Origin of the sequence: Agromyces archimandritae (assembly GCF_018024495.1) — a bacterium.
GTDB lineage: Bacteria > Actinomycetota > Actinomycetes > Actinomycetales > Microbacteriaceae > Agromyces > Agromyces archimandritae.
Genome location: NZ_CP071696.1, coordinates 127,600 through 151,600 on the forward strand (window position 1 = coordinate 127,600; position 24,001 = coordinate 151,600).

22 protein-coding genes, 1 tRNA gene and 1 other RNA gene are annotated in these 24,001 nt (G+C 71.8%); 12 read left to right on the top strand and 12 right to left on the bottom strand.

Annotated features, from left to right (window positions below; translation table 11 throughout):
• Positions 1 to 50: 50 nt before the first annotated feature.
• Both G127AT_RS00640 and G127AT_RS00645 read right to left on the bottom strand, forming a co-directional pair.
• Positions 51 to 3,056 (bottom strand): bifunctional [glutamine synthetase] adenylyltransferase/[glutamine synthetase]-adenylyl-L-tyrosine phosphorylase, encoded by a 3,006-nt coding sequence (locus G127AT_RS00640; RefSeq protein ID WP_210898816.1) that lies wholly within the window; start codon positions 3,054 to 3,056, stop codon positions 51 to 53.
• 3 nt (positions 3,057 to 3,059) lie between these two features.
• Positions 3,060 to 4,397 (bottom strand): glutamine synthetase family protein, encoded by a 1,338-nt coding sequence (locus tag G127AT_RS00645; protein ID WP_210898818.1) that lies wholly within the window; start codon positions 4,395 to 4,397, stop codon positions 3,060 to 3,062.
• Between the two features lie 67 nt (positions 4,398 to 4,464).
• Between G127AT_RS00645 and panB the strand changes: the two genes are divergently transcribed.
• Positions 4,465 to 5,301, top strand: a complete 837-nt coding sequence (gene panB, locus G127AT_RS00650) for a 3-methyl-2-oxobutanoate hydroxymethyltransferase (protein WP_210898820.1) — start codon at positions 4,465 to 4,467, stop codon at positions 5,299 to 5,301.
• Positions 5,302 to 5,324: 23 nt separating this feature from the next.
• Here the strand turns inward: panB and G127AT_RS00655 are convergent, their stop codons facing one another.
• Positions 5,325 to 5,510 carry an SPOR domain-containing protein gene (locus G127AT_RS00655; protein WP_210898822.1) on the bottom strand — a complete coding sequence of 62 codons (186 nt, stop codon included), beginning with the start codon at positions 5,508 to 5,510 and terminating at the stop codon, positions 5,325 to 5,327.
• Between the two features lie 11 nt (positions 5,511 to 5,521).
• Here G127AT_RS00655 and map point away from each other — a divergent pair, with 11 nt between their 5' ends.
• Positions 5,522 to 6,388, top strand: a complete 867-nt coding sequence (gene map / locus G127AT_RS00660; protein ID WP_210898824.1) for a type I methionyl aminopeptidase — start codon at positions 5,522 to 5,524, stop codon at positions 6,386 to 6,388.
• A gap of 30 nt (positions 6,389 to 6,418) precedes the next feature.
• The gene (gene ppgK, locus G127AT_RS00665; RefSeq protein ID WP_210898826.1) at positions 6,419 to 7,174 is read left to right on the top strand and encodes a polyphosphate--glucose phosphotransferase; all 756 of its coding nucleotides are present in this window, start codon (positions 6,419 to 6,421) and stop codon (positions 7,172 to 7,174) included.
• A 39-nt stretch (positions 7,175 to 7,213) separates the two neighbouring features.
• On the opposite strand, the gene rnpB is transcribed toward ppgK, so the two are convergent.
• The 4 genes from rnpB to G127AT_RS00685 all read right to left on the bottom strand — a co-directional run bounded on the left by rnpB (position 7,214) and on the right by G127AT_RS00685 (position 9,319).
• Positions 7,214 to 7,584: RNase P RNA component class A (gene rnpB / locus G127AT_RS00670), an RNA gene on the bottom strand.
• Positions 7,585 to 7,597: 13 nt separating this feature from the next.
• Positions 7,598 to 8,335 carry a zinc ribbon domain-containing protein gene (locus G127AT_RS00675; protein WP_210898828.1) on the bottom strand — a complete coding sequence of 246 codons (738 nt, stop codon included), beginning with the start codon at positions 8,333 to 8,335 and terminating at the stop codon, positions 7,598 to 7,600.
• Positions 8,336 to 8,387: 52 nt separating this feature from the next.
• Complete coding sequence (locus tag G127AT_RS00680) at positions 8,388 to 9,182, bottom strand: Nif3-like dinuclear metal center hexameric protein (protein ID WP_210901662.1); 795 nt, start codon at positions 9,180 to 9,182, stop codon at positions 8,388 to 8,390.
• Between the two features lie 64 nt (positions 9,183 to 9,246).
• A tRNA-Val gene (locus G127AT_RS00685) sits at positions 9,247 to 9,319 on the bottom strand.
• A 76-nt stretch (positions 9,320 to 9,395) separates the two neighbouring features.
• On the opposite strand from G127AT_RS00685, the gene G127AT_RS00690 reads away from it, so the two are divergent.
• On the top strand, positions 9,396 to 10,100 hold the full coding sequence (locus tag G127AT_RS00690; RefSeq protein WP_210898830.1) for a hypothetical protein: 705 nt from the start codon (positions 9,396 to 9,398) through the stop codon (positions 10,098 to 10,100).
• Between the two features lie 55 nt (positions 10,101 to 10,155).
• Here G127AT_RS00690 and G127AT_RS00695 read toward each other — a convergent pair whose 3' ends face one another.
• The gene (locus G127AT_RS00695) at positions 10,156 to 10,611 is read right to left on the bottom strand and encodes a peroxiredoxin (RefSeq protein ID WP_210898832.1); all 456 of its coding nucleotides are present in this window, start codon (positions 10,609 to 10,611) and stop codon (positions 10,156 to 10,158) included.
• Positions 10,612 to 10,805: 194 nt separating this feature from the next.
• Between G127AT_RS00695 and aceE the strand changes: the two genes are divergently transcribed.
• From aceE to G127AT_RS00725, 6 genes are all read left to right on the top strand, one after another.
• The gene (gene aceE / locus G127AT_RS00700) at positions 10,806 to 13,532 is read left to right on the top strand and encodes a pyruvate dehydrogenase (acetyl-transferring), homodimeric type (RefSeq protein WP_210898835.1); all 2,727 of its coding nucleotides are present in this window, start codon (positions 10,806 to 10,808) and stop codon (positions 13,530 to 13,532) included.
• 6 nt (positions 13,533 to 13,538) lie between these two features.
• On the top strand, positions 13,539 to 14,750 hold the full coding sequence (locus G127AT_RS00705; RefSeq protein WP_244857661.1) for a PucR family transcriptional regulator: 1,212 nt from the start codon (positions 13,539 to 13,541) through the stop codon (positions 14,748 to 14,750).
• A gap of 83 nt (positions 14,751 to 14,833) precedes the next feature.
• A complete protein-coding gene (locus G127AT_RS00710) occupies positions 14,834 to 15,754 on the top strand; it encodes an ACP S-malonyltransferase (RefSeq protein ID WP_210898837.1) in 921 nt (306 codons plus the stop codon).
• 17 nt (positions 15,755 to 15,771) lie between these two features.
• On the top strand, positions 15,772 to 16,779 hold the full coding sequence (locus G127AT_RS00715) for a beta-ketoacyl-ACP synthase III (protein ID WP_210898839.1): 1,008 nt from the start codon (positions 15,772 to 15,774) through the stop codon (positions 16,777 to 16,779).
• A 74-nt stretch (positions 16,780 to 16,853) separates the two neighbouring features.
• Complete coding sequence (locus tag G127AT_RS00720) at positions 16,854 to 17,102, top strand: acyl carrier protein (RefSeq protein ID WP_210898841.1); 249 nt, start codon at positions 16,854 to 16,856, stop codon at positions 17,100 to 17,102.
• Between the two features lie 67 nt (positions 17,103 to 17,169).
• Positions 17,170 to 18,405, top strand: coding sequence for a beta-ketoacyl-[acyl-carrier-protein] synthase family protein (locus G127AT_RS00725; protein WP_210898844.1), 1,236 nt, complete (start codon positions 17,170 to 17,172; stop codon positions 18,403 to 18,405).
• A 28-nt stretch (positions 18,406 to 18,433) separates the two neighbouring features.
• On the opposite strand, the gene G127AT_RS00730 is transcribed toward G127AT_RS00725, so the two are convergent.
• Positions 18,434 to 18,955 carry a DUF3145 domain-containing protein gene (locus G127AT_RS00730; protein ID WP_244857662.1) on the bottom strand — a complete coding sequence of 174 codons (522 nt, stop codon included), beginning with the start codon at positions 18,953 to 18,955 and terminating at the stop codon, positions 18,434 to 18,436.
• 173 nt (positions 18,956 to 19,128) lie between these two features.
• On the opposite strand from G127AT_RS00730, the gene G127AT_RS00735 reads away from it, so the two are divergent.
• Positions 19,129 to 19,743, top strand: a complete 615-nt coding sequence (locus G127AT_RS00735) for a PadR family transcriptional regulator (RefSeq protein WP_210898846.1) — start codon at positions 19,129 to 19,131, stop codon at positions 19,741 to 19,743.
• Here the strand turns inward: G127AT_RS00735 and G127AT_RS00740 are convergent.
• The gene (locus G127AT_RS00740; RefSeq protein ID WP_210901668.1) at positions 19,731 to 21,422 is read right to left on the bottom strand and encodes a bifunctional 3'-5' exonuclease/DNA polymerase; all 1,692 of its coding nucleotides are present in this window, start codon (positions 21,420 to 21,422) and stop codon (positions 19,731 to 19,733) included. The genes G127AT_RS00735 and G127AT_RS00740 overlap by 13 nt on opposite strands.
• A 157-nt stretch (positions 21,423 to 21,579) precedes the next feature.
• Here G127AT_RS00740 and G127AT_RS00745 point away from each other — a divergent pair, with 157 nt between their 5' ends.
• Positions 21,580 to 22,338 carry a hypothetical protein gene (locus G127AT_RS00745; RefSeq protein WP_210898848.1) on the top strand — a complete coding sequence of 253 codons (759 nt, stop codon included), beginning with the start codon at positions 21,580 to 21,582 and terminating at the stop codon, positions 22,336 to 22,338.
• A gap of 45 nt (positions 22,339 to 22,383) precedes the next feature.
• On the opposite strand, the gene G127AT_RS00750 is transcribed toward G127AT_RS00745, so the two are convergent.
• Both G127AT_RS00750 and G127AT_RS00755 read right to left on the bottom strand, forming a co-directional pair.
• Entirely contained in the window at positions 22,384 to 22,560 is a 177-nt protein-coding gene (locus tag G127AT_RS00750) for a hypothetical protein (RefSeq protein ID WP_210898850.1), read from the bottom strand.
• Positions 22,560 to 23,924 carry an MFS transporter gene (locus G127AT_RS00755; RefSeq protein WP_210898852.1) on the bottom strand — a complete coding sequence of 455 codons (1,365 nt, stop codon included), beginning with the start codon at positions 23,922 to 23,924 and terminating at the stop codon, positions 22,560 to 22,562. The genes G127AT_RS00750 and G127AT_RS00755 overlap by 1 nt, the downstream gene beginning before the upstream one ends.
• Positions 23,925 to 24,001: the final 77 nt, after the last annotated feature.

Genomic DNA, 24,001 nt, shown 5'->3' on the forward strand with positions numbered 1-24,001 from the left:
TGCGGGGCCGGGCGGTTTCGCGTTCGCAGGCGGATGCCGCCGCGCGCTCGTCAGGCGCGCGGCGTGTGCTTCGGCTCCTCGCCGTAGAAACCCTGCTCGAAGACGCGGCGTGCCCGCCGGGTGAGCTGCAGATAGTCGTGCTCGAGCGCCGACGCCGACCCGCGCGGGTAGCCCATGATGCGGGCCACGCCTTCGAGCTGGGTGCGCTCCACGGGCAGCACGTCGGTCGTCCGGTCGAGCCAGAGGGTGAGCGCCGAACGCGCCCGCGAGGCCATGATCCAGGCCTGGCGCAGGGTGTCGGCGTCGTCCGGATCGACGAGCCTGGCATCCACCGCGGCCGCGAGGGCCTCGAGGGTCGAGGTCGTGCGGAGCGCCGGAACCCGGGCGCCGTGTTCGAGCTGCAGGAGCTGCACGAACCATTCGACGTCGGAGAGCGAACCGCGACCGAGCTTCAGGTGACGGGACGGATCGGCCCCCTGCGGCAGTCGTTCGTCTTCGACGCGCGCCTTGATGCGTTTGACCTCGCGCACGTCGCGGTCGGAGATCTCGGCCGGGTAGCGGATCTCGTCGGCGAGGGCCGTGAAGTCCGCCTGCAGCGATGCGTCGCCGGCCACAGGGCGGGCCCGCAGCAACGCCTGCGCCTCCCAGGTGAGCGACCAGCGCGCGTAGTAGGCGCGGTACGCGTCGAGGGATCGGGCGACGACGCCGTTGCGCCCCTCGGGGCGGAGATCGGCGTCGAGTTCGAGCGGCAGGCGCGGATCCTCGCTGAGGCGCACGAGTTCGGCGACGAGCCGGAGGGCCCTGCGGTGGGCGGCCTCGGGTTCGGCGCCGATCGCGCGGGAGACGTAGACGACGTCCGCATCGGATCCGAAGCCGAGCTCCTGGCCGCCGAAGCGGCCCATGCCGATGATCGCGAACTCGATGCCGTCCTCCTCCGGGCCCCGGATGGCGGCGAGGAGGCCGGCGAGGTGGTTCTCGGTGACGTCGGAGAGGCCCCGGCCGAGCTCCTCGACGCCGAAGACGCCGAGGATCGCGCCGAGGGCGAGTCGCAGCACCTCGCGGCGGCGCATGCTGCGGAGGACGCGGGCGGCGCCGTCGGCGTCCGGGTAGCGGGCGAGGATCGCCCGGCGCTCTTCGGCGAGCTCGGCGAGGCTGCGCGGTCGGAGGTCCGCATCGCTCTCGAGCCAGGCGACCGACTCCGGCTGGCGTTCGACGAGTTCGCCCACGAAACGGGATTCCGAGAGCACTCGCGTGAGATGCCGGGCGGCGTCGGAGGAGTCGCGCAGGAGCCCCAGATACCAGTGGGTCGAGCCGAGCGCATCGCTGATGCGGCGGAAGGCGAGCAGCCCGTAGTCGGGATCCGTGCCCTCGGCGAGCCAGCTGATGAGCACGGGCATGAGGTGCCGCTGGATGCTGGCGCGTCGCGACAGGCCGCTCGTGAGGGCCCCGATGTGGCCGAGCGCGCCGGCCGGGTCCCGGAAGCCGATCGCGGCGAGGCGTGCTTCCGCCTGGCTGCTGGAGAGCATCCGACCGGCCTCGGGCAGGGCGGCGACGGCGGCGAGCAGGGGCCGGTAGAAGAGGCGCTCGTGCAGACCCCGGACGCGCCGGCGGGTGCGCTGCCATACGTCGGTCAGTTCGTCGGCGTCGCGTGCCAGGCCCGAGGCGCGGGCGAGCACCCTGAGCGCGGCGGCGTCGGAGGGCATCAGGTGCGTGCGCCGTAGTCGCTCGAGCTGCAGGCGGTGCTCGAGCACACGCAGCACCTGGTAGTCCCGCCCGAACTCGGCGGCCTCCTCGCGGCCGATGTATCCCTCGCGGGCGAGCGCCTCGAGGGCGTCGAGGGTGCCGCGCTGACGGATCCGCTCGTCGCCGGCGCCGTGCACGAGCTGCAGCAACTGCACGGTGAACTCGATGTCGCGCAGGCCCCCCGGCCCGAGCTTCAGCTGCCGGGCCACCTCGTCGGCGGGGATGTTCTCGGTGACGCGCTCGCGCATCCGCTGCACGGATTCGACGAAGCCCTCACGCGAGGAACTCGCCCACACGAACGGCGAGATCCCGGCGAGGTACGCGTCGCCGAGCTCGCGGTCGCCGGCGAGGGGGCGCGCCTTCAGCAGCGCCTGGAACTCCCAGCCCTTCGCCCAGCGCTCGTAATACTGCAGATGCGACTCGAGGGTGCGCACGAGGGCGCCGTCCTTGCCCTCCGGCCGGAGGTTCGGATCGACCTCCCACAGGGGCGGTTCGATGCCCGGCTCCTGGATGACCCGCATGAGGGTCATCGCCAGGCGGGTGCCGATCTCGACCGCACGGGCTGCGCCGACCGCCTCGGGGTCGAGGGTGCGTGCGACGAAGATGACGTCGACGTCGCTGACGTAGTTCAGCTCGCGGGCTCCGGCCTTGCCCATGCCGATGACGGCGAGGCCGGTGGCTTCGACTTCGACGGCCGGGAAGCGGCCGAAGACGGCCGGCCCGCCCGCCGGTGTCGAGATCGCGCGCCGCGCCGCCGTGAGGGCGGCGTCGAGGGCGGCCCCGGCGAGGTCGGCGAGGGCCGCGGACACCTCCGGCTGCACCTCGACGGCATCGTGGGCGAGGTCGTAGTCGGCGATGCGGGCGAGTTCGCGCCGATACGCGGTGCGGATGCCGGCCGCCGCGACCTCCGGGTCGCCGCCGGCCTCAGCGGGCCCGGCCGCGGCCGTCAGCAGTTCGCGGAGCTGCCCCGCATCGCGCAGGGCCGAGCCGGGCACCTCGAAGAGCTCGAGCTGCTCGGGGTGCCGCAGGAAGAACTCCCCGAGCCCCTGCGAGGCTCCGAGCACGCGGGCGAGGCGGACGGCGGCATCGGGGCGGGCGATGAGCACGGATACGCGCTCGGGCGCTCGCCGGTGCAGCTCTTCGAGCGCGTCGAGGGCGGCGTCGGGATCGGCAGCGTGCGCCAGGGCATCCACGAGCCCCGCCTCGTCGGCACCGGTCGCGGCGACGAGCGCCGCGATCCGCTCCCGGGCGGCGGACAGCTCCGCGAAACCGGCGCGCGCGAGCGACGACAGGCCGGCCGAACGCTCCGCCATGCCTCAGAGGATCTCGAGGTTGCGTTCGAGCTCGAAGGCCGTGACCTGGGAACGGTACCCGCTCCACTCCTCGCGCTTGTTCGCGAGGACGTAGGAGAAGACCTGCTCGCCGAGCGTCTCGGCGACGAGCTCGGACTCCTCCATGTACTGGATCGCGTGATCCAGGCTGGTCGGCAGCGGCGCGTAGCCGAGGGCGCGGCGTTCGCCGTCGGTGAGGGCCCAGACGTCGTCCTGGGCCTCCGCGGGCAACTCGTAGCCCTCCTCGATGCCCTTCATACCGGCGGCCAGCAGCAGCGCGAACGCGAGATACGGATTCGCGGCCGAGTCCATGCCGCGGTACTCGACGCGCGCGCTCTGCCCCTTCGTGGGCTTGTAGAGCGGAACGCGCACGAGCGCCGAACGGTTGTTGTGGCCCCAGGAGACGAAGCTCGGCGCCTCGCCGCCGCCCCAGATGCGCTTGTACGAGTTCACGAACTGGTTCGTGACCGCCGAGATCTCATTCGCGTGCCGCAGCAGACCCGCGATGAACTGCCGGCCGATCTTGGAGAGCTGGTACTGGGCGCCGGGCTCGTAGAACGCGTTCTCCTCGCCCTCGAAGAGCGAGAGGTGGGTGTGCATGCCGCTGCCGGGATGCTCGGCGAACGGCTTCGGCATGAACGTCGCGTACACGCCCTGCTCGATCGCGACCTCCTTGACGACGGTGCGGAACGTCATGACGTTGTCGGCCATCGTCAGCGCATCGGCGTAGCGCAGGTCGATCTCGTTCTGGCCCGGACCCGCCTCGTGGTGGCTGAATTCGACCGAGATGCCGAGGTCCTCGAGCATCCGCACCGAGCGGCGGCGGAAGTCGTGCGCCGTGCCGCCGGGCACGTTGTCGAAGTAGCCGGCCGCATCCACCGGCTGCGGGCCGGACTTGCCGATCTTCGAGGACTTCAGCAGATAGAACTCGATCTCGGGATGCGTGTAGAAGGTGAACCCGCGGTCGGCGGCGTGCTCGAGGGTGCGCTTCAGGACGTTGCGGGGATCGGCCACGGCCGGCTCGCCGTCGGGCGTCGTGATATCGCAGAACATCCGCGCCGTCGGATCGACGTCGCCGCGCCACGGCAGCAGCTGGAACGTCGTCGGATCGGGATAGGCCAGCAGATCCGACTCCGAGGTGCGGGTGAGGCCCTCGATCGCCGACCCGTCGAAGCCGATCCCCTCGCCGAAGGCCCCCTCGACCTCGGCCGGCGCGATCGCCACCGATTTCAGGGTGCCGACCACATCGGTGAACCAGAGCCTGATGAACTTGACTCCCCGTTCCTCGATGGTCCGGAGAACGAAGTCGCGCTGCTTATCCATCCACTCCCTCTCTCGCCCCTCAAGCGTAGCGGCAGCGGCCCCGACCGACACGCCCTAGACTCCCGCTATGTCAGAGGAGCGACCCTACGGCCGGAGCGCCGGCGACGGCCCCAAGCGCGTGCGCACCCGGCACTTCGCCAACGCCAAACGCGACGGCGTGAAGATCACCGGGCTCACGAGCTACGACACCCTCACGGCGGGCATCTTCGACCGGGCCGGGATCGACTTCCTGCTCGTCGGCGACTCGGCCGGCAACACCGTCTTCGGCTACGACACGACCCTGCCCGTCACGGTCGACGAGCTCATCCCCCTCACGCGGGCCGTCGCCCGATCCGTCCGCCGCGCCTTCGTCGTCGCCGATCTGCCGTTCGGCTCCTACGAGGCCGGGGCCGAGGAGGCCCTGCACACCGCCATCCGCTTCATGAAGGAGACCGGCGCGCACGCCGTGAAGCTCGAGGGCGGGCGGCGCAGCAGCGAGCAGATCGCCCGCATCGTGCAGGCCGGCGTGCCCGTGATGGGGCACATCGGCTTCACGCCGCAGAGCGAGCACGGCCTCGGCGGACACCTCATCCAGGGCCGCGGCGACGCCGTCGACGAGCTCATCGCCGACGCCCTGGCCGTGCAGGAGGCCGGCGCCTTCGCCGTCGTGCTCGAGATGGTGCCGGCGGATGCCGCGGCGCAGGTCACCGCGCGGCTCCGGATCCCGACGATCTCGGTCGGCGCCGGGCCGCACTGCGACGGGCAACTGCTCGTCTGGACCGACTGGGCCGGGCTCACGAGCGGGCGGATCCCGAAGTTCGTGAAGCAGTACGCCGACCTGGCCGGAACCCTCGACACGGCAGCGAAAGCCTGGCAGGCCGATGTCGCCTCAGGCGCGTATCCGGGGCCCGAGCACTCGTATTGAACCCGGATCCCCCGAGCCGCCGCTCAGTCTTCCGCCTCGTCCTCCTCGGCCCACTTCGCGCTGTTCGCACGCAGGATCTCGAGCGCCCGCTCGGCCTCGGCCCGCGTCTCGAACGGGCCGACCCGATCCACGGCCGGCGATTGGAAACCCTGCTCGACCTCGCCGGTGCGCAGGTTGTACCAGTACATCCGCTCGACATCGTCAGACATAGGCTGATCCTATGCCCAAGGACTCCTCCGGCCTGCTGATCCCCGGCCGCCTGTCGCCGGCCCGCCCCGTGCCGGCATCCATCCCGCGCCCCGAATACGTGGGCCGGTCCGCACCGGCGCCGAACACGGGCGGCGACCGCTATTCGCCCGGCGAGGTCGAGCTGATCCGTGCCGCCGGCCGCATCGCCGCGCAGTCGATCGAAGCCGCCGCCGGCATCATCCGCCCCGGCACCACGACCGACGAGATCGACCGCGTCGTGCACGAGCACCTCCTCGCCCACGACGCCTACCCGTCGACGCTCGGCTACCGGGGCTACCCGAAGTCGAGCTGCACCTCGGTCAACGAGGTCGTCTGCCACGGCATCCCCGACGACACCGTGCTCGAGGACGGCGACCTCGTGAACCTCGACGTGACGGCGTTCAAGGACGGCTACCACGGCGATCTCAACGCGACGTTCCTCGTCGGCGACGCCGACGAGGCCACGCGCCTGCTCGTCGAGCGAACGAAGGAAGCCCTCGCCCGCGGCATCAAGGCCGTCGCCCCCGGCCGGCAGGTCAACGTCATCGGCCGCGCGATCGAGTCCTACGCCAAACGCTTCGGCTACGGCGTCGTCCGCGACTACACGGGCCACGGGGTCGGCCGTGCCTTCCACACGGGCCTCGTCATCCCCCACTACGACGAGCCGGCCGCCGACACCGTCATGGAGCCCGGCATGGTCTTCACGATCGAGCCCATGCTCACGGCCGGCGGCGGCGCCGACTGGGAGCTGTGGGCCGACGACTGGACGGTCGTCACCGCCGACCGCAGCCGGACCGCGCAGTTCGAGCACACCCTCGTCGTCACCGAGCGCGGCGCGGACATCCTCACCCTGCCGTAGGCGCCTCCTCGCGCACGGTAGGGTGACGGAGTGGTCAGCGATCTCGCCATCGGCATCGACATCGGCGGCACGGGCATCAAGGGGGCGCTCGTCGACCTGGGTTCGGGCGGACTCGCCGGCGAACGCGTGAAGCTCGCCACCCCGCCGGGCGGCCGCCCCCGCGACATCCTGCGCACCACCGGCGCGCTGCTCGAGGCGATCACCCCGCCGGGTGCCGGGAACCTGCCGCTCGGCATCTGCTTTCCCACCATCGTCAAGCGCGGGCGCACCATGTCGGCCGCCAACGTCTCCGACGAGTGGATCGGCCTGCCCGCCGAGGCGATGTTCGAAGAGGCCCTCGAGCGCGAGATCCACTTCGTGAACGACGCCGACGCGGCCGGGTACGCGGAGCTGCGCTTCGGTGCCGCGGTGGATGCCGAGGGGCTGTCGATCCTGACGACGCTCGGCACCGGCATCGGTTCGGCGTTCATCTACGACGGCGTCGTCGTGCCGAACACCGAGCTCGGGCATCTGGAGGTCGACGGGGCGCAGGCCGAGAAGCGCGCGGCCTACTCGGCGATGAAGCGCGAAGGCCTCGGCTGGGCCGAATGGGCCGCCCGCCTGCAGCGCTTCTACCGCGCGGTCGAGTTCCTCTTCTCCCCCGACCTCTTCATCGTCGGCGGGGGCGTCTCGAAGCACCACGCGGAATTCCTGCCGCTGCTCGACCTCGGCACGCCGATCGTGCCGGCCGCGCACCGCAACGACGCGGGCATCCTCGGCGCCGCCTCCCTCGCCGCGACGTTCTGAGCGCGCCGCCCCGGCATCCACCGGCGGCACCGGAGGTGGCGAACGGGCCGGCTGATACGCCGGGTTCTGTCCCCCGTGCACCCGGGGGTGCGACGGCTGGACGGCCATCTCTCTCGGCGACACGTTGCCGTGCCGCTCCAGCGGTCTACCCGGGAACGGGGCGGGCCGCCCCATGGTTCCCTGTCTGACCTTGCTCCGGACGAGGTTTGCCGAGCCGACCGCGTCACCGCGGCCGCTGGTGGGCTCTTACCCCACCGTTTCACCCTTACCGCAGTCGCCTGCGGCGGTTTGCTTTCTGTGGCACTGTCTCGCGGGTCGCCCCGGGTGGGTGTTACCCACCGTCCTGCCCTGCGGAGCCCGGACGTTCCTCGGCACCCGTCTCCGGGTGACGCGACCGTCTTGCCGGCCCGTTCGCCCTCCAGTCTAGAGGCCGGATTCGTCGGTGCGGACGAGGATGCGATCGCACTCGGGGCAGAACAGCACCTCATCGGCCGGCGCCCGGCGCACCGCGTCCAGGTCGGTGCCCGTGAGGGTCATCGTGCATCCGCCGCAGGCGCGCTGCTGCAGGAGGGCCGCGCCGACGCCGCCGCCGGCGACGCGCTTGCGCCCGTAAAGGGCGAGGAGCTCGGCCGGAACCGTCCCGGCGACCGCCGTGCGATCGCGCTCGGCCTGTCCGCGTTCGACGGCGAGGTCGCCGGCCGCCGCATCCCGTTCCTGCTCCTGGCCGGCCTTCGACTCGGCGATCCGAGCCCGCTCGGCGTCCTGCCCAGCGACGACGCGCTCGGCATCCTCGACGCGCTGCATGACGATCAGCTCCGCCTCCTCGAGCTCGGCGAGTCGATTGCGCAGCGAGACGAGCTCCGCCTCGAGGGCCTGCACGTCCTTGACCGAGCTCGTCGCCTGCAGACGATCGACGTCGCGCTGGATGCGCGCCTCGACCACCTGCACATCGGACTCGACGCGAGCGAGCTCGGTGCGGGCGTCCTCGAGGGTGCCGAGGGACTCGACGCGTGTGCGGCGGATGCCCGCATCCTCAGCGTCGAGCTCGGCGATACGGGCCGTCTGCGGCAGCGCGCCGAGACGATGGGCGAGCTGCTGCAGCCGGGTGTCGACGGCCTGGAGCCGCAGAAGGTCCTGCTGCTCGGCGGGGGTGGCCTTCACGTGGTGCTCCTCGGGTCGGTGTTCGTGCGGGTTCGGGGCGGGCGCGGGGCGCTCATTGGACGATCTGGAAGTCCCACGGGTCGGTGCGGAGTTCGGAGACGCGGACGTCGACGCCCGGCAGTGCGGCGCGCAGCTGCTCGGCCGCGGTGTCGAGCCAGAGCCACTCGCTCGCCCAGTGCGAGGTGTCGATGAGGGCCGGGCCGCCGGCGACGGCCGCCTGCTCGACGGCCTCGGACGCCGGATGGTGGCGCAGGTCGCTCGTGACGTACGCATCGGCCGCGCGCACGGCCGGATCCGCGAGCAGCGAATCGCCCGCGCCCGCGCAGAGCGCGACGGTCGACACCGGCCGGTCGTAGTCGCCCGCGGCGCGCACCCCGCTCGCCGTCGGCGGCAGGATGGCGGCCAGGGTGCGGGCGAGGCGGCCGAGCGTCGTCGGCTCCGACAGACGGCCCACACGGCCGAGGCCGGCGGCCCCGCCCGCATCCGGCACGATCGGGCGCTGCTCCAGGAGGCCGAGGCGATCCGCGATCACGGCCGAGGTGCCGGCATCCACCACGTCGGCGTTCGTGTGCGCGGCCAGCAGCGCGCAGCCGCCGCGGATGAGGCGGGCGATGAGGGCCCCCTTGTAGCGGTCCTCGGCGACGGTCGTCACCCCGCGGAGCAGCAGCGGATGGTGCGTGAGGAGGAGGTCGGCGCCTGCGGCGAGGGCCTCGTCGACGGTGGCGCCCACGGCATCCACCGCGAGGATGATGCGTTCGACCCCGGCGCCGGGATCGCCCGTCACGAGCCCCGGCGCATCCCAGGCCTCGGCACCCGCGGCGGGCCAGAGGTCTTCGGTGATGCGCATCACGTCGGCAAGGCTCGGCACGCCGACCAGCCTACCGGTCAGGCCGGGCGCCGAGCTGATCCGGTGGGCCCGGCCGGGATCGAACCGACGACATCCACGGTGTAAACGTGGCGCTCTACCAGCTGAGCTACAGGCCCGCGCGCCGCAGCGCACCGCGAGTCTACCGGGCGCGGCGCCGGAGCATCCGCACCCACGACGTGCCAGACTCGGCCCATGGGGGAACCGGGCGAAGGCGACCAGACGAGACGCACGCATCCCGAGCACCGCTGGCCTGCGGTCGCCGGCCTGCTCGGCGCGCTCGCGCTCTACGTGTTCCTGCCGAACGAGCTGCTCGGCATCCAGCGCTACGTCGTCGTGATCATCGGGCTCGCGCTCATCGTGCCGCTCATCGTCATCAACCCGCGGCACCTCACGAAGGAGACGCTGTGGTCGCGGGCGCTCTCGGTCATCCTCGCGCTCCTGCTCGTCATCGCCAACCAGGTCACGCTCGTCATCCTGCTCTTCCAGCTCATCTCGGCGCAGCCCGAGGCGCTCTGGCTGCTGCTGGCGGCCCTGCAGGTGTGGGTCGCGAACGTCATCGGCTTCGCGCTGCTCTACTGGGAGCTGGATCGCGGCGGGCCGGTCGTGCGCACGAGCGTCGCCCGCGCGAAGCTGCCGGTCGCCGACTTCCGCTTCCCGCAGGACGAGGACGACGATGCCGTCGAGGAGGTCGCCAGGCGATCCTCGGCCGTGCACGACTGGACGCCGAGGTTCAACGACTACCTGTACAGCTCACTGTCGAACTCGATGGCCTTTTCGGCGACGGATGCCATGCCGCTCTCGCCCCGGGCGAAGCTGCTCATGGGGGTGCAGGCCTTCGGCTGTTTCGTCATCCTCGCGCTCGTGATCGCACGCTCGGTCGGCATCATCGGAGCGTGAGCCGAGCCGGCGAGCCGGTCGCGGCCGAGTCCGGCGCCGGCCCGGGTCGGCGCGCTCAGAGCGCGGCGATCGCCTCGCGGTAGGCCGACAGCGGCCGCGTTTCGCCCGGCGAGGTCTCGAACACCTCGCGCACCACGCCCTCGGCGTCGATGACGATCGTGGCACGCGTGGCGATGCCGGCCTCTTCGAGGAAGACGCCGTACTCCCGGGCGACCGCCCCGTGCGGCCAGAAGTCGGCGAGGAGGCGGAAGTCGTAGCCCTCCTGCTCGGCCCAGGCGCGCAGCGCCCACTTCGAGTCGACCGAGATGCCGATGAGCTGCACCCCGGCATCCCGGAACAGCGAGATGTTGTCGCGCAACTCGCAGAGCTCGCCCGTGCACCGGCCCGAGAAGGCGAGCGGGAAGAACACGAGCGTCACCGGCGCCCCGCGCAGCTCCGAGAGACGGACGGGTTCGCCGAACTGGTCGGACAGCTCGAAATCGGGGGCCGGCAGGCCTGCCTTGATCGTCATCGGTGACTCCTCATCGCTCGCGGTTTCCGGCCCGATCCTAGCCACTCCCGCATGCCGCCCGGGGCGGCCGCCCGCGTGCGCGGAGCCGGGCATAGACTCACTAGTATGGCGACGTGCCACGAGACCGAGACCCGGTCTCTTCGTCGTGCGCACATCCCGATGCAGCCATGATCTGCAGGAGAGAAAGGTCGACTGTGACTGTCAACGACCAGGATCCGTACTCCGTCGAGGCGCTTGACGCAGACCCCGAGGAGACCGCCGAATGGGGTGAATCGCTCGACGCGCTCGTCGCCGAGAAGGGCCACCAGCGCGGGCGGGAGATCATGCTGAGCCTGCTCAAGCGTTCCAAGGAACTGCACCTCGGCGTGCCCATGGTGCCGACGACGGACTACCTGAACACCATCGCGCCCGAGAACGAGCCCGACTTCCCCGGCGACGAGGACATCGAGCGCCGCTACCGGGCGTGGATCCGCTGGAACGCGGCGATCATGGTGCACCGGGCGCAGCGCCCCGGCATCGCCGTCGGCGGCCACATCTCCACCTACGCCTCGAGCGCCTCGCTCTACGAGGTCGGCTTCAACCACTTCTTCCGCGGCAAGGACCACCCCGGCGGCGGCGACCAGATCTTCATCCAGGGGCACGCCTCCCCCGGCCCGTACGCGCGCGCCTTCCTCGAGGGCCGCCTCTCCGAGGACGACCTCGACGGGTTCCGGCAGGAGAAGTCGCACGCCCCGCACGGCCTGTCCTCCTACCCGCACCCGCGGCTCATGCCCGAGTTCTGGGAGTTCCCGACCGTGTCGATGGGCCTCGGCCCGATCAACGCGATCTACCAGGCGCAGCTGAACAAGTACCTCACCAACCGCGGCATCAAGGATGCCAGCGACCAGCACGTCTGGGCCTTCCTCGGCGACGGCGAGATGGACGAGGTCGAGAGCCGCGGCCAGTTGCAGGTCGCCGCCAACGAGGGCCTGGACAACCTGACCTTCGTCGTCAACTGCAACCTGCAGCGCCTCGACGGCCCCGTGCGCGGCAACGGCAAGATCATCCAGGAGCTCGAGAGCTTCTTCCGCGGCGCCGGCTGGAACGTCATCAAGGTCGTCTGGGGCCGCGAGTGGGACGACCTGCTCGCCCGCGACCACGACGGGGCGCTCCGCAACCTCATGAACGTCACGCCCGACGGCGACTACCAGACGTACAAGGCCGAGAACGGCGCTTTCGTGCGCGAGAACTTCTTCGGCCGCGACCCGCGCGCCCTCGAACTCGTCAAGGACTACAGCGACGACCAGGTGTGGGGTCTGAAGCGCGGCGGCCACGACTACCGCAAGGTGTACGCGGCGTTCAAGGCGGCGATGGCGCACAAGGGGCAGCCGACTGTCATCCTCGCGAAGACGATCAAGGGCTACGGCCTCGGACCGAGCTTCGAGGGTCGCAACGCGACCCACCAGATGAAGAAGCTCACGCTCGACAACCTGAAGACGTTCCGGGATGCCATGCGCATCCCCGTGACCGACGCGCAGCTCGAGGAGAACCCCTACCTGCCCCCGTACTACCACCCGGGCGAGCAGGACGAGGCGATCCAGTACCTGCACGAGCGTCGCCGTGCGCTCGGCGGCTACATCCCCGAGCGCCGTTCGAAGCACGTGGACATCAAGCTGCCGGACGACAAGGCCTACGCGATCGCGAAGAAGGGCTCGGGCACGCAGGAGATCGCCACGACGATGGCCTTCGTCCGACTGCTGAAGGACCTCATGCGCGCCGAGGACATCGGCGGGCGGATCGTGCCGATCATCCCGGACGAGGCCCGCACCTTCGGCATCGACGCCTTCTTCCCGAACGCGAAGATCTACAACCCGAACGGCCAGCACTACACCTCGGTCGACCGCGAGTTGCTGCTGGCGTACAAGGAGAGCCCGCAGGGCCACATCCTCCACGTCGGCATCAACGAGGCCGGGGCCATGGCGGCCTTCACCGCCGTCGGCACCTCGTACGCCACGCACGGCCAGCCGCTCATCCCGATCTACGTCTTCTACTCGATGTTCGGGTTCCAGCGCACCGGCGACGCCCTGTGGGCGGCCGGCGACCAGATGGCGCGCGGCTTCCTCATCGGCGCGACCGCCGGCCGCACGACGCTCACCGGCGAGGGCCTGCAGCACGCCGACGGGCACTCGCTGCTCCTGGCATCCACGAACCCGGCCGTCGTCGCCTACGACCCGGCCTACGGCTACGAGATCGGGCACATCGTCCGCGCAGGCCTGCAGCGGATGTACGGCGGCGAGCACCCCGACCCGAACGTCATGTACTACCTGACGGCCTACAACGAGCCCCTCGTGCAGCCGGCCGAGCCCGACGGGGCCGACGTCGACGGCATCCTCCGCGGCATGCACCGCATCTCGGAGTCGGCCGCGGCCGGCCCGAAGGCGCAGCTGCTGGCCTCGGGCGTCGGTGTGCCGTGGGCGCTCGAAGCGCAGCAGCTCCTCGCCGAGGACTGGGGCGTGTCGGCCGATGTGTGGTCGGTCACCAGCTGGGGCGAACTCCGCCGCGACGGCCTCGCCGCCGACGAGCACAACCTGCTGAACCCGGGCGCCCAGCGCCTCGTGCCCTACGTCACCGAACGCCTCTCGCAGACCTCGGGCCCGGTCTTGGCCGTCTCGGACTACATGCACGCGGTGCCCGACCAGATCCGTGCCTGGGTTCCGGGAGACTTCGCGACGCTCGGCGCCGACGACTTCGGGTTCTCCGACACCCGCGCCGCCGCCCGGCGCTACTTCAAGATCGACGGCCCGTCGCTCGTCGTGCGTACGCTCGCTTCCCTCGCCGCCCGCGGTGAGGTGGATGCCTCGCTCACGGCCTCCGCGATCGAGAAGTACCGCCTGCACGACGTCAATGCCGGCACGTCGGGCACGGCCGGAGGCGAGGCCTGATCCGAGGTGGCGAAATCCAGGACGAAGGAAGAGACGCTCGCGTGGTTGCGGACCATCTCGGGTGAGCTCGCGACGCAGACGCTGAACCGGCTCGAAGAGACCCTGCCCTGGTATCGCGAGATGCCGCCTGGACGACGCAGTGCCGTCGGCCTGGTCGCCCAGGCGGGCATCACCTCCTTCATCGCCTGGTTCGACGACCCGCGGTCCACGCCGTGGATCGCCGCCGACGTGTTCGGCGCCGCCCCCCGGGAGCTGCTGCGTTCGGTGAGCCTGCAGCAGACGCTGCAGCTCATCCGCGTGACCGTCGAGGTCGTCGAGGATCGCGTCAAGGACGGCGGAGAGGATCTGCGCGAGGCCATCCTGCTGTACTCGCGCGAAATCGCCTTCGCCGCGGCGGACGTCTACGCCCGGGCGGCCGAGGCGCGCGGCCTCTGGGATGCACGCCTCGAAGCGCTCGTGGTCGACTCGATCCTCTCGGGCGAGTACGACGACGAGCTGCCGAGCCGGATCGCGGCCCTCGGCTGGCACGGCCACGGCGAGGTGGCCGTCCTCGTGGGCACCGCCCCCAAGCAGCTCGACGTCGACCAGGTGCGCCGCACCGCTCGCCACATGCGCGCCGATGTGCTCATCGGGGTGCAGGGCAACCGCCTCGTGCTCGTCATCGGACGTGCCGAGGCGCGCGGCCCCGAGGGCGAGGAGACCATCGGCACGGCCGGGGCGATGAGCTTCATGGACATCGCCACGCAGCTGGAGCCCTTCTTCGGTTCGGGGCATCTGGTGCTCGGGCACGAAGTGCCGAACCTCGTGGACGCCTCCAAGAGCGCCAAGGCCGCGCTCGCCGGATTCGCGGTCGCGCGCTCCTGGCGGCACGCGCCGCGGCCCGTGCACGCCGACGATCTGCTGCCCGAGCGCGCACTCGCCGGCGATCCGCTCGCCCGTGCGACGCTCGTGCACCGGATCTACCGGCCGCTGCAGGCGCATTCGACCGAGCTGCTGACGACGCTGTGGAGCTACCTCGACAACGGACGCTCGCTGGAGGCGACGGCCCGCGAACTGTTCGTGCATCCGAACACGGTGCGCTACCGCCTGAAGCGCGTCTCGGATGTCATCGGCTGGGATGCGACGGGCGCCCGTGAGGCGCTCATCCTGCAGTCGGCGCTCATCATCGGGTCGATGAGCGACCACGAGCATCCGCCCCGGCGACGCCCGAGCAAGTGACTGGTGCACACGCACAAAGCTTCTGCGAATAGCTTGTCGGATCGGCACACTCCCCCGTTCCGTCGGATTGGCAGACTGGAGCGGTGATCGTCGTCGTCTGCCCCGGACAGGGCTCGCAAACCCCCGGCTTCCTCACCCCCTGGCTCGCCTCGGATGCGGCGCGCGAACGCGTCGCCGAGCTGTCGGCAGCCGCCGGCATCGACCTCGCCGAAGCCGGCACCTTGAGCGATGCGGACACCATCCGGGATACGGCCGTCGCCCAGCCGCTCATCGTGGCCGCCGGCCTCATCACGCTCGACGCCCTCCTGGCCGACGGCCGCGCCGAACGCATCGGCGGCATCGCCGGGCACTCGGTCGGCGAGATCACCGCGGCGGCCGGCGCCGGCGTGCTCGCCGGCGACGAGGCGATGCGCTTCGTCGCCGAACGCGGCCGGGCGATGGCCGAGGCCGCAGCGGCGACCCCCACGGGCATGAGCGCCGTGCTCGGCGCCGACGAGGAGACCCTCGCCCCACGCCTGGCCGAGCTCGGCCTGGAGGCGGCGAACTTCAACGGCGGTGGGCAGATCGTCGTCGCCGGCGCCCTCGACGCGCTCGACGCGCTGAAGGCCGATCCGCTGCCCGGCACGCGCGTCATGCCGCTGCAGGTCGCCGGCGCGTTCCACACCCGCTACATGGCACCCGCCCGTGAGCGGCTCGCCGCGGTCGCCGCGAATCTCGAACCGGCCGACCCCGGCATCCGCCTCTGGACGAACCGAGACGGCAGCGAGGTCGACTCGGGCGAACGCTTCGTCGAGCTGCTCGTCGGCCAGGTCGCCTCCCCCGTGCGGTGGGACCGCTGCATGGAGTCCTTCGCGGCCGCAGGCGTCACCGGCATCATCGAACTCGCCCCGGCCGGCGCCCTCGTCGGCCTCGCGAAGCGCGCGCTGAAGGGCGTGCCCGCCGTGGCGGTGAAGACCCCCGACGATCTGACCGCCGCGATCCAGCTCATCGAGCAGGCCGCTTGACCTCCGGAGACCCACGAATGACGACACATCCCACCCTCCAGCAGGCGCACGGCCCCGCGTACACGCGCATCTACGCGATCGGTGCCGCACGCGGCGAGATGAGCGTGCCGAACGAGGATCTGATCGGCCCGATCGATTCGTCCGACGAGTGGATCCGCCAGCGCACCGGGATCGTCACCCGCAGCCGCGCGGGCGACGGCGTGCTCGCCGTGGACCTCGCGACCGAGGCTGCCCGCGAGGCGATCGAGCGCAGCGGGGTCTCCCCCGAGCTCATCGACCTCGTCATCATCGCGACGATCTCGAACGTGCAGCAGACCCCGTCGATGGCGGCCGTCGTCGCCGACCGCGTCGGCGCGAACCCCGCGGCCGCCTACGACGAGAACGCCGCATGCGCCGGCTACGCGTATGCCGTCGCGCAGGCCGACTCGCTCATCCGCACCGGGCTCGCCCACTACGCGCTCGTCATCGGCGCCGAGAAGCTCTCCGACGTCGTCGACCCGACCGACCGCTCCATCTCGTTCCTCCTCGGCGACGGCGCCGGCGCCGTCGTGATCGGCCCGAGCGAGTTCCCCGGCATCTCGAAGACGATCTGGGGCTCCGACGGTTCGAAGGCCGGCGCCGTCGGCATGAACCGCACTCTCGTCGACTACCGCGACGGCCGCGGCGAATGGCCCACGCTTCGCCAGGAGGGCCAGACGGTCTTCCGCTGGGCGGTGTGGGACATGGCCAAGGTCGCCAAGCAGGCGCTCGACGCCGCCGGGATCTCGGCATCCGACCTGGCCGCGTTCATCCCGCACCAGGCCAATATGCGCATCGTCGACGAGTTCGCGAAGCAGCTGAAGCTGCCGGAAACCGTCGCGATCGCCCGCGACATCGAGACGACCGGCAACACCTCGGCGGCATCCATCCCGCTGGCCACCCACCGGCTGCTCGCCGAGCATCCCGAGCTCTCGGGAGGCCTCGCCCTCCAGATCGGCTTCGGCGCCGGCCTCGTCTTCGGCGCCCAAGTCGTGGTTCTTCCCTGAACCGCGAATACCCGTCCCCCTAGACTGTCTCTCGGTCACGAGAGACATACCCCCACCCGCAAGGAGAAGAACACATGGCCCAGTCCACCGAAGAAGTCCTCGCCGGCCTGGCCGAGCTCATCAACGACGAGACCGGCATCGCCACCGACACGGTCGAGCTGGACAAGTCGTTCACCGACGACCTCGACATCGACTCGATCTCCATGATGACGATCGTCGTCAACGCCGAGGAGAAGTTCGACGTGAAGATCCCCGACGAAGAGGTCAAGAACCTCAAGTCCGTCGGCGACGCCGTCGAGTTCATCGTCAAGGCTCAGGCCTGACCGTTTCCGGGCGGGCCGGGAAACCGGCCTGCCCGGCCTGTGTCCATTCATCCGGAGTGTTTCTCGCATGACCAAGAAGATCGTCATCACCGGCGTCGGCGCCACCTCGCCGCTCGGCGGTACCGTCGCCGAAAGCTGGGCCGCACTGCTCGCCGGCGAGTCCGGTGCCCGCAGCCTCGAGCACGAATGGGTGTCGAAGTACGAGCTGCCGGTCACCTTCGCCGCCGAGGCGAAGGTGCGCCCCGAAGAGGTGCTCGAGCGCCCCGTGGCCAAGCGCCTCGACCCGTCGAGCCAGTTCGCCCTGATCTCGGCGATGGAGGCCTGGGCGGATGCCGGGGCCCCCGAAGTGGCGCCGGAACGGCTCGGCGTCGACTTCGCGACCGGCATCGGCGGCGTGTGGACGCTGCTGGACGCCTGGGACACGCTGCGCGAGCGCGGGCCGCGCCGCGTCATGCCCATGACCGTGCCGATGCTCATGCCGAACGCGGCAGCGGCAGCGGTCTCCATGCACTTCCACGCCCGCGCCTTCGCACGGACCGTGGCCTCGGCGTGCGCCTCGAGCACCGAGTCGCTCGTCTCCGCCTACGAGCACCTGCAGCTGGGCCTCGCCGACGTCATCATCGCCGGGGGCACCGAGTCGGCGATCCACCCCATCACCGTCGCCGCGTTCTCCTCGATGCAGGCCCTCTCGCGCCGCAACGACGACCCGGCGACCGCATCGCGCCCCTACAGCGTCGACCGCGACGGCTTCGTCATGGGCGAAGGGGCGGCGAGCCTCGTGCTCGAGACCGAGGAGCACGCCCGCGCCCGCGGCGCCCGCATCTACGCGGAGCTCGCCGGCGGCGGCGTCAGCGCCGACTCGTACCACATCACCGCGAACGACCCCGAGGGCCGCGGCGCCTCGCGGGCGGTGCAGCAGGCCCTCGCGGCCGCCGGGGCGGTGCCCGACGACGTCACCCACATCAACGCGCATGCGACCAGCACCCCGGTCGGCGACATCGCCGAGTTCACGGCCCTGAAGACCGTGTTCGGCGACCGCATCACCGAGATCCCGGTGTCGGCGACGAAGGCCTCGACCGGGCACCTGCTCGGCGGCACCGGGGCGCTCGAGGCGGTGTTCTCGATCCTCGCGATCCGCGACCGCATCGCTCCCCCGACGATCAACCTGACGACGCAGGATCCCGAGATCCCGCTGCGCGTCTCGGGCGAGGCGCAGCCCCTCGGCGACGGCGCGCAGCTCGTCGTGTCGAACTCCTTCGGGTTCGGCGGGCACAACGCCGTCGCGGCGTTCCGCTCGGTCTGAGCACGGCGGCGCCTCGGCCGGCGGCGCCTCAGCCGACCCGGTGCAGCCAGACGACGGGGGCGAAGTCGCTCGCGTGCCGGAACGGCTCCAGTTCGTCGTCCCACGCCTGCCCGAGGGCGAGGCGGAGTTCGCGGTGCAGTTCGAGGGGGTCGGCACCGCCGACCTCCATCGCCATGCGGATGCGGTCCTCGGGCACGAGCGTGTTGCCGGCGGAGTCGATGACGGCGTGGAAGATCCCGAGCTGCGGAGTGTGCGACCACCGGGAACCGTCGGCGGCGGCCGACGGGTCTTCGCTCACCTCGAACCGCAGCTGCTCCCAGCCGTGCAGGGCCGAGGCGATGCGCGCGCCCGTGCCCGTCGCGCCCTCCCAGGTGTATTCGGTGCGCATGGCGCCCCGCAGCACCGGCTGCTCGGTCCAGTCGAAGTTGACCGCTTCACCGAGCGCCGTGCCGACCGCCCATTCGACGTGCGGGCACAGCGCCTTCGGCGCGGAGTGCACATACAGCACTCCCCGCGCGGCGCGCATGGGCCGCGTGGCTCGCTCCGCCATGATGTTCTCCGTTCTCCCCGAGGTGCGTCTTCCCCTACGACCTCACGAACGGTGCCCTGGCGGCGTCTTCGATTGTGCGGGCTGGCCCGCAGGCCCGATTATGCCGCGGATCCGGGGTGCTGGCAAGAGTCGGTCTCGAAACCATATACTCGGTGAATCGATCGGAGGTGGCGGTGGCGGTACGAGATGCGATGCTCGTGATCCTCTCCCTCGGCCCGGCATACGGTTTCCAGGTGCACGGCGAACTCGCGCGGCGCACGGGCGGTCGGCGCGCCGTGAACGTCGGCCAGAGCTATGCGACGATCGAACGCCTCGCGAGGCAGGGCCTCGTGGAGGCCGCCGGCACGACCGATGACGGACTGCCCCTGCACCGCCTGACGGATGCGGGTCGCCGGGCAGCCGAGCGCTGGCTCGGCGGTGTGGATGCCGTAGGCGCCGACCCGTGGGACGAAACCGTCGACCGGGTGCTGCTCGCCCGTTCCCTGCCGGGGCGCGACGCGGCACGCGTCATCGCCGCCGAACGCGCCCGGTGGACGGAACGCCTGGATGCGGGCGGTGCCCGCGCTCCCGGGCCCCCGGCAGGCGGAGCGAGTCCCGAGCTGCAGTTGGCGACGGCGGGCGCCGTCGCCGTCGCCGAGCGCGCCCGCGCCGCATTGCGTTGGCTCGAGACGATGGCCGCCGCCGAAGACGACGCCCCGGGCGGCGCCGAGCTCGCGCCCCGGAGCGACCGGCCGAGGCGCGGCCGCCCTGCAGCGGCCCGCGCGGCCGGCGGGTCTCAGCCGGCCTGATCGTAGCTTTCGACGATCGCGAGATCGAGCGGGAACTCGACCGGGAAGTCGCCGAACAGCAGTCGCCCCGCCTCGGCGGCGGATTCGCGCACATGCCCGGCAACCTCGTCGGCGAGCTCCGCCGGCGAGTGCACGATGATCTCGTCATGCAGGAAGAACACGAGATGCGGAACGCCGGCGAATGCCGGACCCGATGCATCCGCCCTGGCCGACGGCGCCCCGGCATCCATCGCCATGAGGCGCTTGCGCAACTCCCCCATCCAGCACAGCGCCCATTCGGCCGCCGAGCCCTGCACGACGAAGTTGCGGGTGAAACGCCCCCAGTCGCGCGCCGAGCTGCGCGCCCGGCGTTCGTCGGCGGCGGATGCGCCCGGCTGGCTCGCCGCGGACTGCAATGCCCGCCAACCCGCCGACGGAGACGGCGAGGACCGCCCGAGGAAGGTCGTCACGACCCCGCCGCGCTCGCCCTCGCGAGCCGCGGTATCCACATGCGCCATCGCCCGCGGGTAGGCGCGGGCGAGCCGAGGCACGAGCCGGCCGCTCTCACCGCTCGTCGCACCGTAGAGCGCACCGAGGATCGCGACCTTCGCGGCGTCGCGGTGCTCGACCACACCGCGATCGACGAGGCCGGCGTAGAAGTCCCGTCCGCGACCGGCGGCGGCCATCGCCGGGTCGCGCGCGATCGCCGAGAGCACCCGGGGTTCGAGCTGTGCGGCGTCGGCGACGACGAGACGCCAGCCGGGGTCGGCGACGAGGGCGCGCCGCACCTGCTTGGGCAGCTGCAGGGCGCCGCCGCCGTTCGTCGCCCATCGGCCGGTCGCCGCACCGCCCGGCACGTACTCGGGCCTGAACCGGCCGCCCTGCACCCATTCGGCCAGCCACGCCCAGCCGTTGGCCGTGAGCAGGCGTGAGAGCTTCTTGTAGGCGATCAGGGGTTCGATCGCCGGGTGCTCGTGCTCGCGCAGCTCCCAGCGCCTCGTCGTGGCCACGGCGATGCCGGCTCGCTGCAGGGCCCGCAGCAGATCGGCCTGCGAATCGAGGTTCACACCGGGCTGCTCGAGCGCCGTGCGGACTTCGGCGGCGAGCTCGGCCATGCGCTCGGGTTTGCCGCCGTGCGCCGGGCGTGGACCGAGGGCCTCTTCGAGGACGCGTTCGTGCAATCCGGGATCCCAGGGCAGCCCGGCCGACTCCATCTCGACGCCGATGAGCCCGCCGACCGACTCCGCGGCGAGCAGGAGCCGGAGCGCTCCCGGCGCAGCCGAGTCGCGCACGATCGCCTGCTGCCGGCCGAACTCGGTGAACACCCGTGCGGCGGTCGCCGGTTCGTCGGGTGCCCGCTCGGCCGGGGCTTCGCCGTCGAGCTCGAAGAGCGCAGCCGCAGCCGGTACGCGTTCGGCGCCGCCGCGAGGCGCCGACACCCACGCCGGCGCGGGCGGATGCACCCGGCGGGCGAGCTCGGCCGCAGCAGACCCAGCGAGGATCGCCGCGCACAAGCGCAGATCGTGGGCGCGGCCGATGCGCACGCCGGCGCCGAGCAGTCCAGGGTACCAGCGGCGCGCATCCGCCCACACCCAGTGCGGCGACTCCGCCGCCTCGAGCGCGGCGACGGCCGCCGGCAGCGCGCCCGCGTCGAGCTCGGGCAGCGCGTCGACCGCCCCGCCGGCATCCACACGCAGCATGGAGACGCGCCCGCCGGGGGCCTCGCCGACGAAGATCTGCACGCATCCATTCTCGGCCGACCCACCGACACCCGCCGGACGCGCGATTCACCGATGTCGGAGGGTGGCCGCATCATGGATGCGGGCGCCGGACGACGGCGCCGGAACGGAACCCGAGATGCCCGAGATCGCCTTCGCCTGCGGCCACGGCGGCGACGTCGCCCGCGGCGCGCACCTGCTGCGGCGCGTGTGCCCGCTGTGCATGCTCATCGACGAGACGCAGCGATCCCGCAGCGAACTGCTCGCGAAGGTCGCCCCGGCCCAGCGCGCCGCGCTCGCCGCCGAGACGCGCGTCGGCGCCCGCTACGACTGGCGCTGCACGCGCGGGCACGACCGCTACGAGGCGAGCGTGCGCGAGGTGCTCACGGGGCCCTCGTGCGAGAAATGCAGGCGCAACGCCCTCGCCCCCGGCGCCGTGCGCGACGCCGGCGTGCCGTTCATGAAGCCGGGGCTCCGCACCGGCACCTCGCAGATCGAGCAGCGGCTGCGCACGCTGCTCGGCGAACGCATCCGCCTGCACCACCGGGTGAACGCGATCCGCATCGCCCGCATGTTCTACGGCCGGCAGGAGGTCTGGCCCGACATCATCGTGCCCCAGCTGCGCATCGCGGTCGAGTACGACGACCCCGGCCGCAGCCGGCGTGCCCACCGCGGGCTGAAGGAGGCCTCGGATCGCGAGAAGGACGAAGCGCTGCGCGAGGTCGGCTGGGAGGTCATCCGCATCCGTGCCGGCGGCCTCGAATCCCTCGGGCCGACGAGCGTCGTCTGCAAGGGGCTCACGATCGAAGCGGTCGACGAGGTCGTGGGGCTCATGCGGCGGATCCGCGGCGATACGGCGGTGGATGCGATCGCGGTGACGGCCGAAGCCGTCTCGTGATGCATCGAGACGCCTCGTGACGCTTCGTGGCGCTTCGAGCGCGAGTCAGTCCCGGTCGGGGCCGTCGCCCGGATCGTCGCGCGTATCAGGCTTGTCGTTATGGCCGTGGCGCCGTTCGTCATCGTCCAGCGAACGGTACTGCCGGATCGACAGCACGATGACCGCGATGAGCGAAGCCACCGAGAGCACACCGAGCAGAACCATCGCGACACCATCGCTCATCATGTCCGCTGCTCCTCCTGGGTTCCGATCTCGTCCCGGCCCGCGCCCGGCCGGCCGCGGCGCGCCCAGAACAGCACCGGGATGAGCAGGAGCGAGAGGATCCCGCCCGACAGGCCGAGCACGGCGAAGCTGGATCCGGCGACGACGACGCCCGACATGGCGCCACCGCCGGCGCCGGCGAGCGAGACGAGGACGTCGATGGTGCCCTGCACCTTGGCCCGGCCGGCCGGCTCGGTCGCGTCGACGACGAGGGCGGTGCCGGCGATGAGGCCGAAGTTCCAGCCGAGGCCGAGCAGGGCGAGGGCGATGATGAGGCCCGCGAGCGAATCGCCCGGCGCGAAGGCCGCCGTGAGACCGGCCGCCAGCAGGGTGAGGCCCGAGGCGACGGCCATGGGCGTGCGGCCGATGCGGTCGACGAGCCAGCCGGTGAGCAGCGACGGCAGGTACATGGCGCCGATGTGGATGCCGATGACGAGACCGACCTCGCCGAGCCCGTGGTGATGGGCGCGCATGTGCACGGGGGTCATCGTCATGATCGCGACCATTGCGATCTGGGTGAGCACCATCACCGTCGCTCCGACGTAGGCACCGCTGCCGGTGCGCGGGGCGGGTTTCGGGCCGGGAGCCGGGGTCGCGGCATCCACCGCGGCGTCATCGGACGTGCTCGTCTCGCTCGTCTCGTCCCGCGTTTCGCGTGCGGCCGCGTCCGCCGCGCGCTCGGCCTCGAGACGGCGCGCGAGCAGGAACGGGTCGGGGCGGAGGAAGACGACAAGCACGAGCCCGGCGGCGAGGAACGCGGTGCCGGCGAGGAGGAACGGGCCGGCGAGGGCGGGAATGCCGAGACCCGTCGCGAACTCGCCGAGCGGCTCGACGAGATTCGGGCCGGCGACCGCGCCGAGCGTCGTCGAGACCATCGCGGTGCTCGCCGCGAGCCCGCGGCGCTCCGGGCGGGCGAGGTCGGTGCCGGCATACCGGGCCTGCAGGTTCGTTGCCGAGCCCGCCCCGTAGACGAAGAGCGCGACGAACAGCAACGGGATGCTGCCGGTCACCGCCGCCATGACGACGCCGGCCGCGCCCGCGGCGCCCGCCAGGAAGCCCGCCGCGAGGCCGGTGCGTCGCCCGAAGCGCTGGGTAGTACGCCCCACGAGGAATGCCGTGAGCGCCGCACCCAGCGTGAACAGCGCCGTCGGCAGCCCCGCCAGCCCGTCCGAGCCGAGCATCTCCTGCGCGAGCAGCGCCCCCACCGTGATGCCCGCGGCCAGCCCCGCCCCGCCGAGCACCTGGCTCGCCACGACGACCGTCAGCGTGCGACGCTGCACCCGCGCGGCCTCGACCTCGCGGCCCCCGTAAGACACAGTAGACATCTCGTGAACCTTATCGAACAGGACGTCCTGCCTCAGCATGCGAGGGCCCGAGCCCCCAGAACACGGTTCAACGGGGT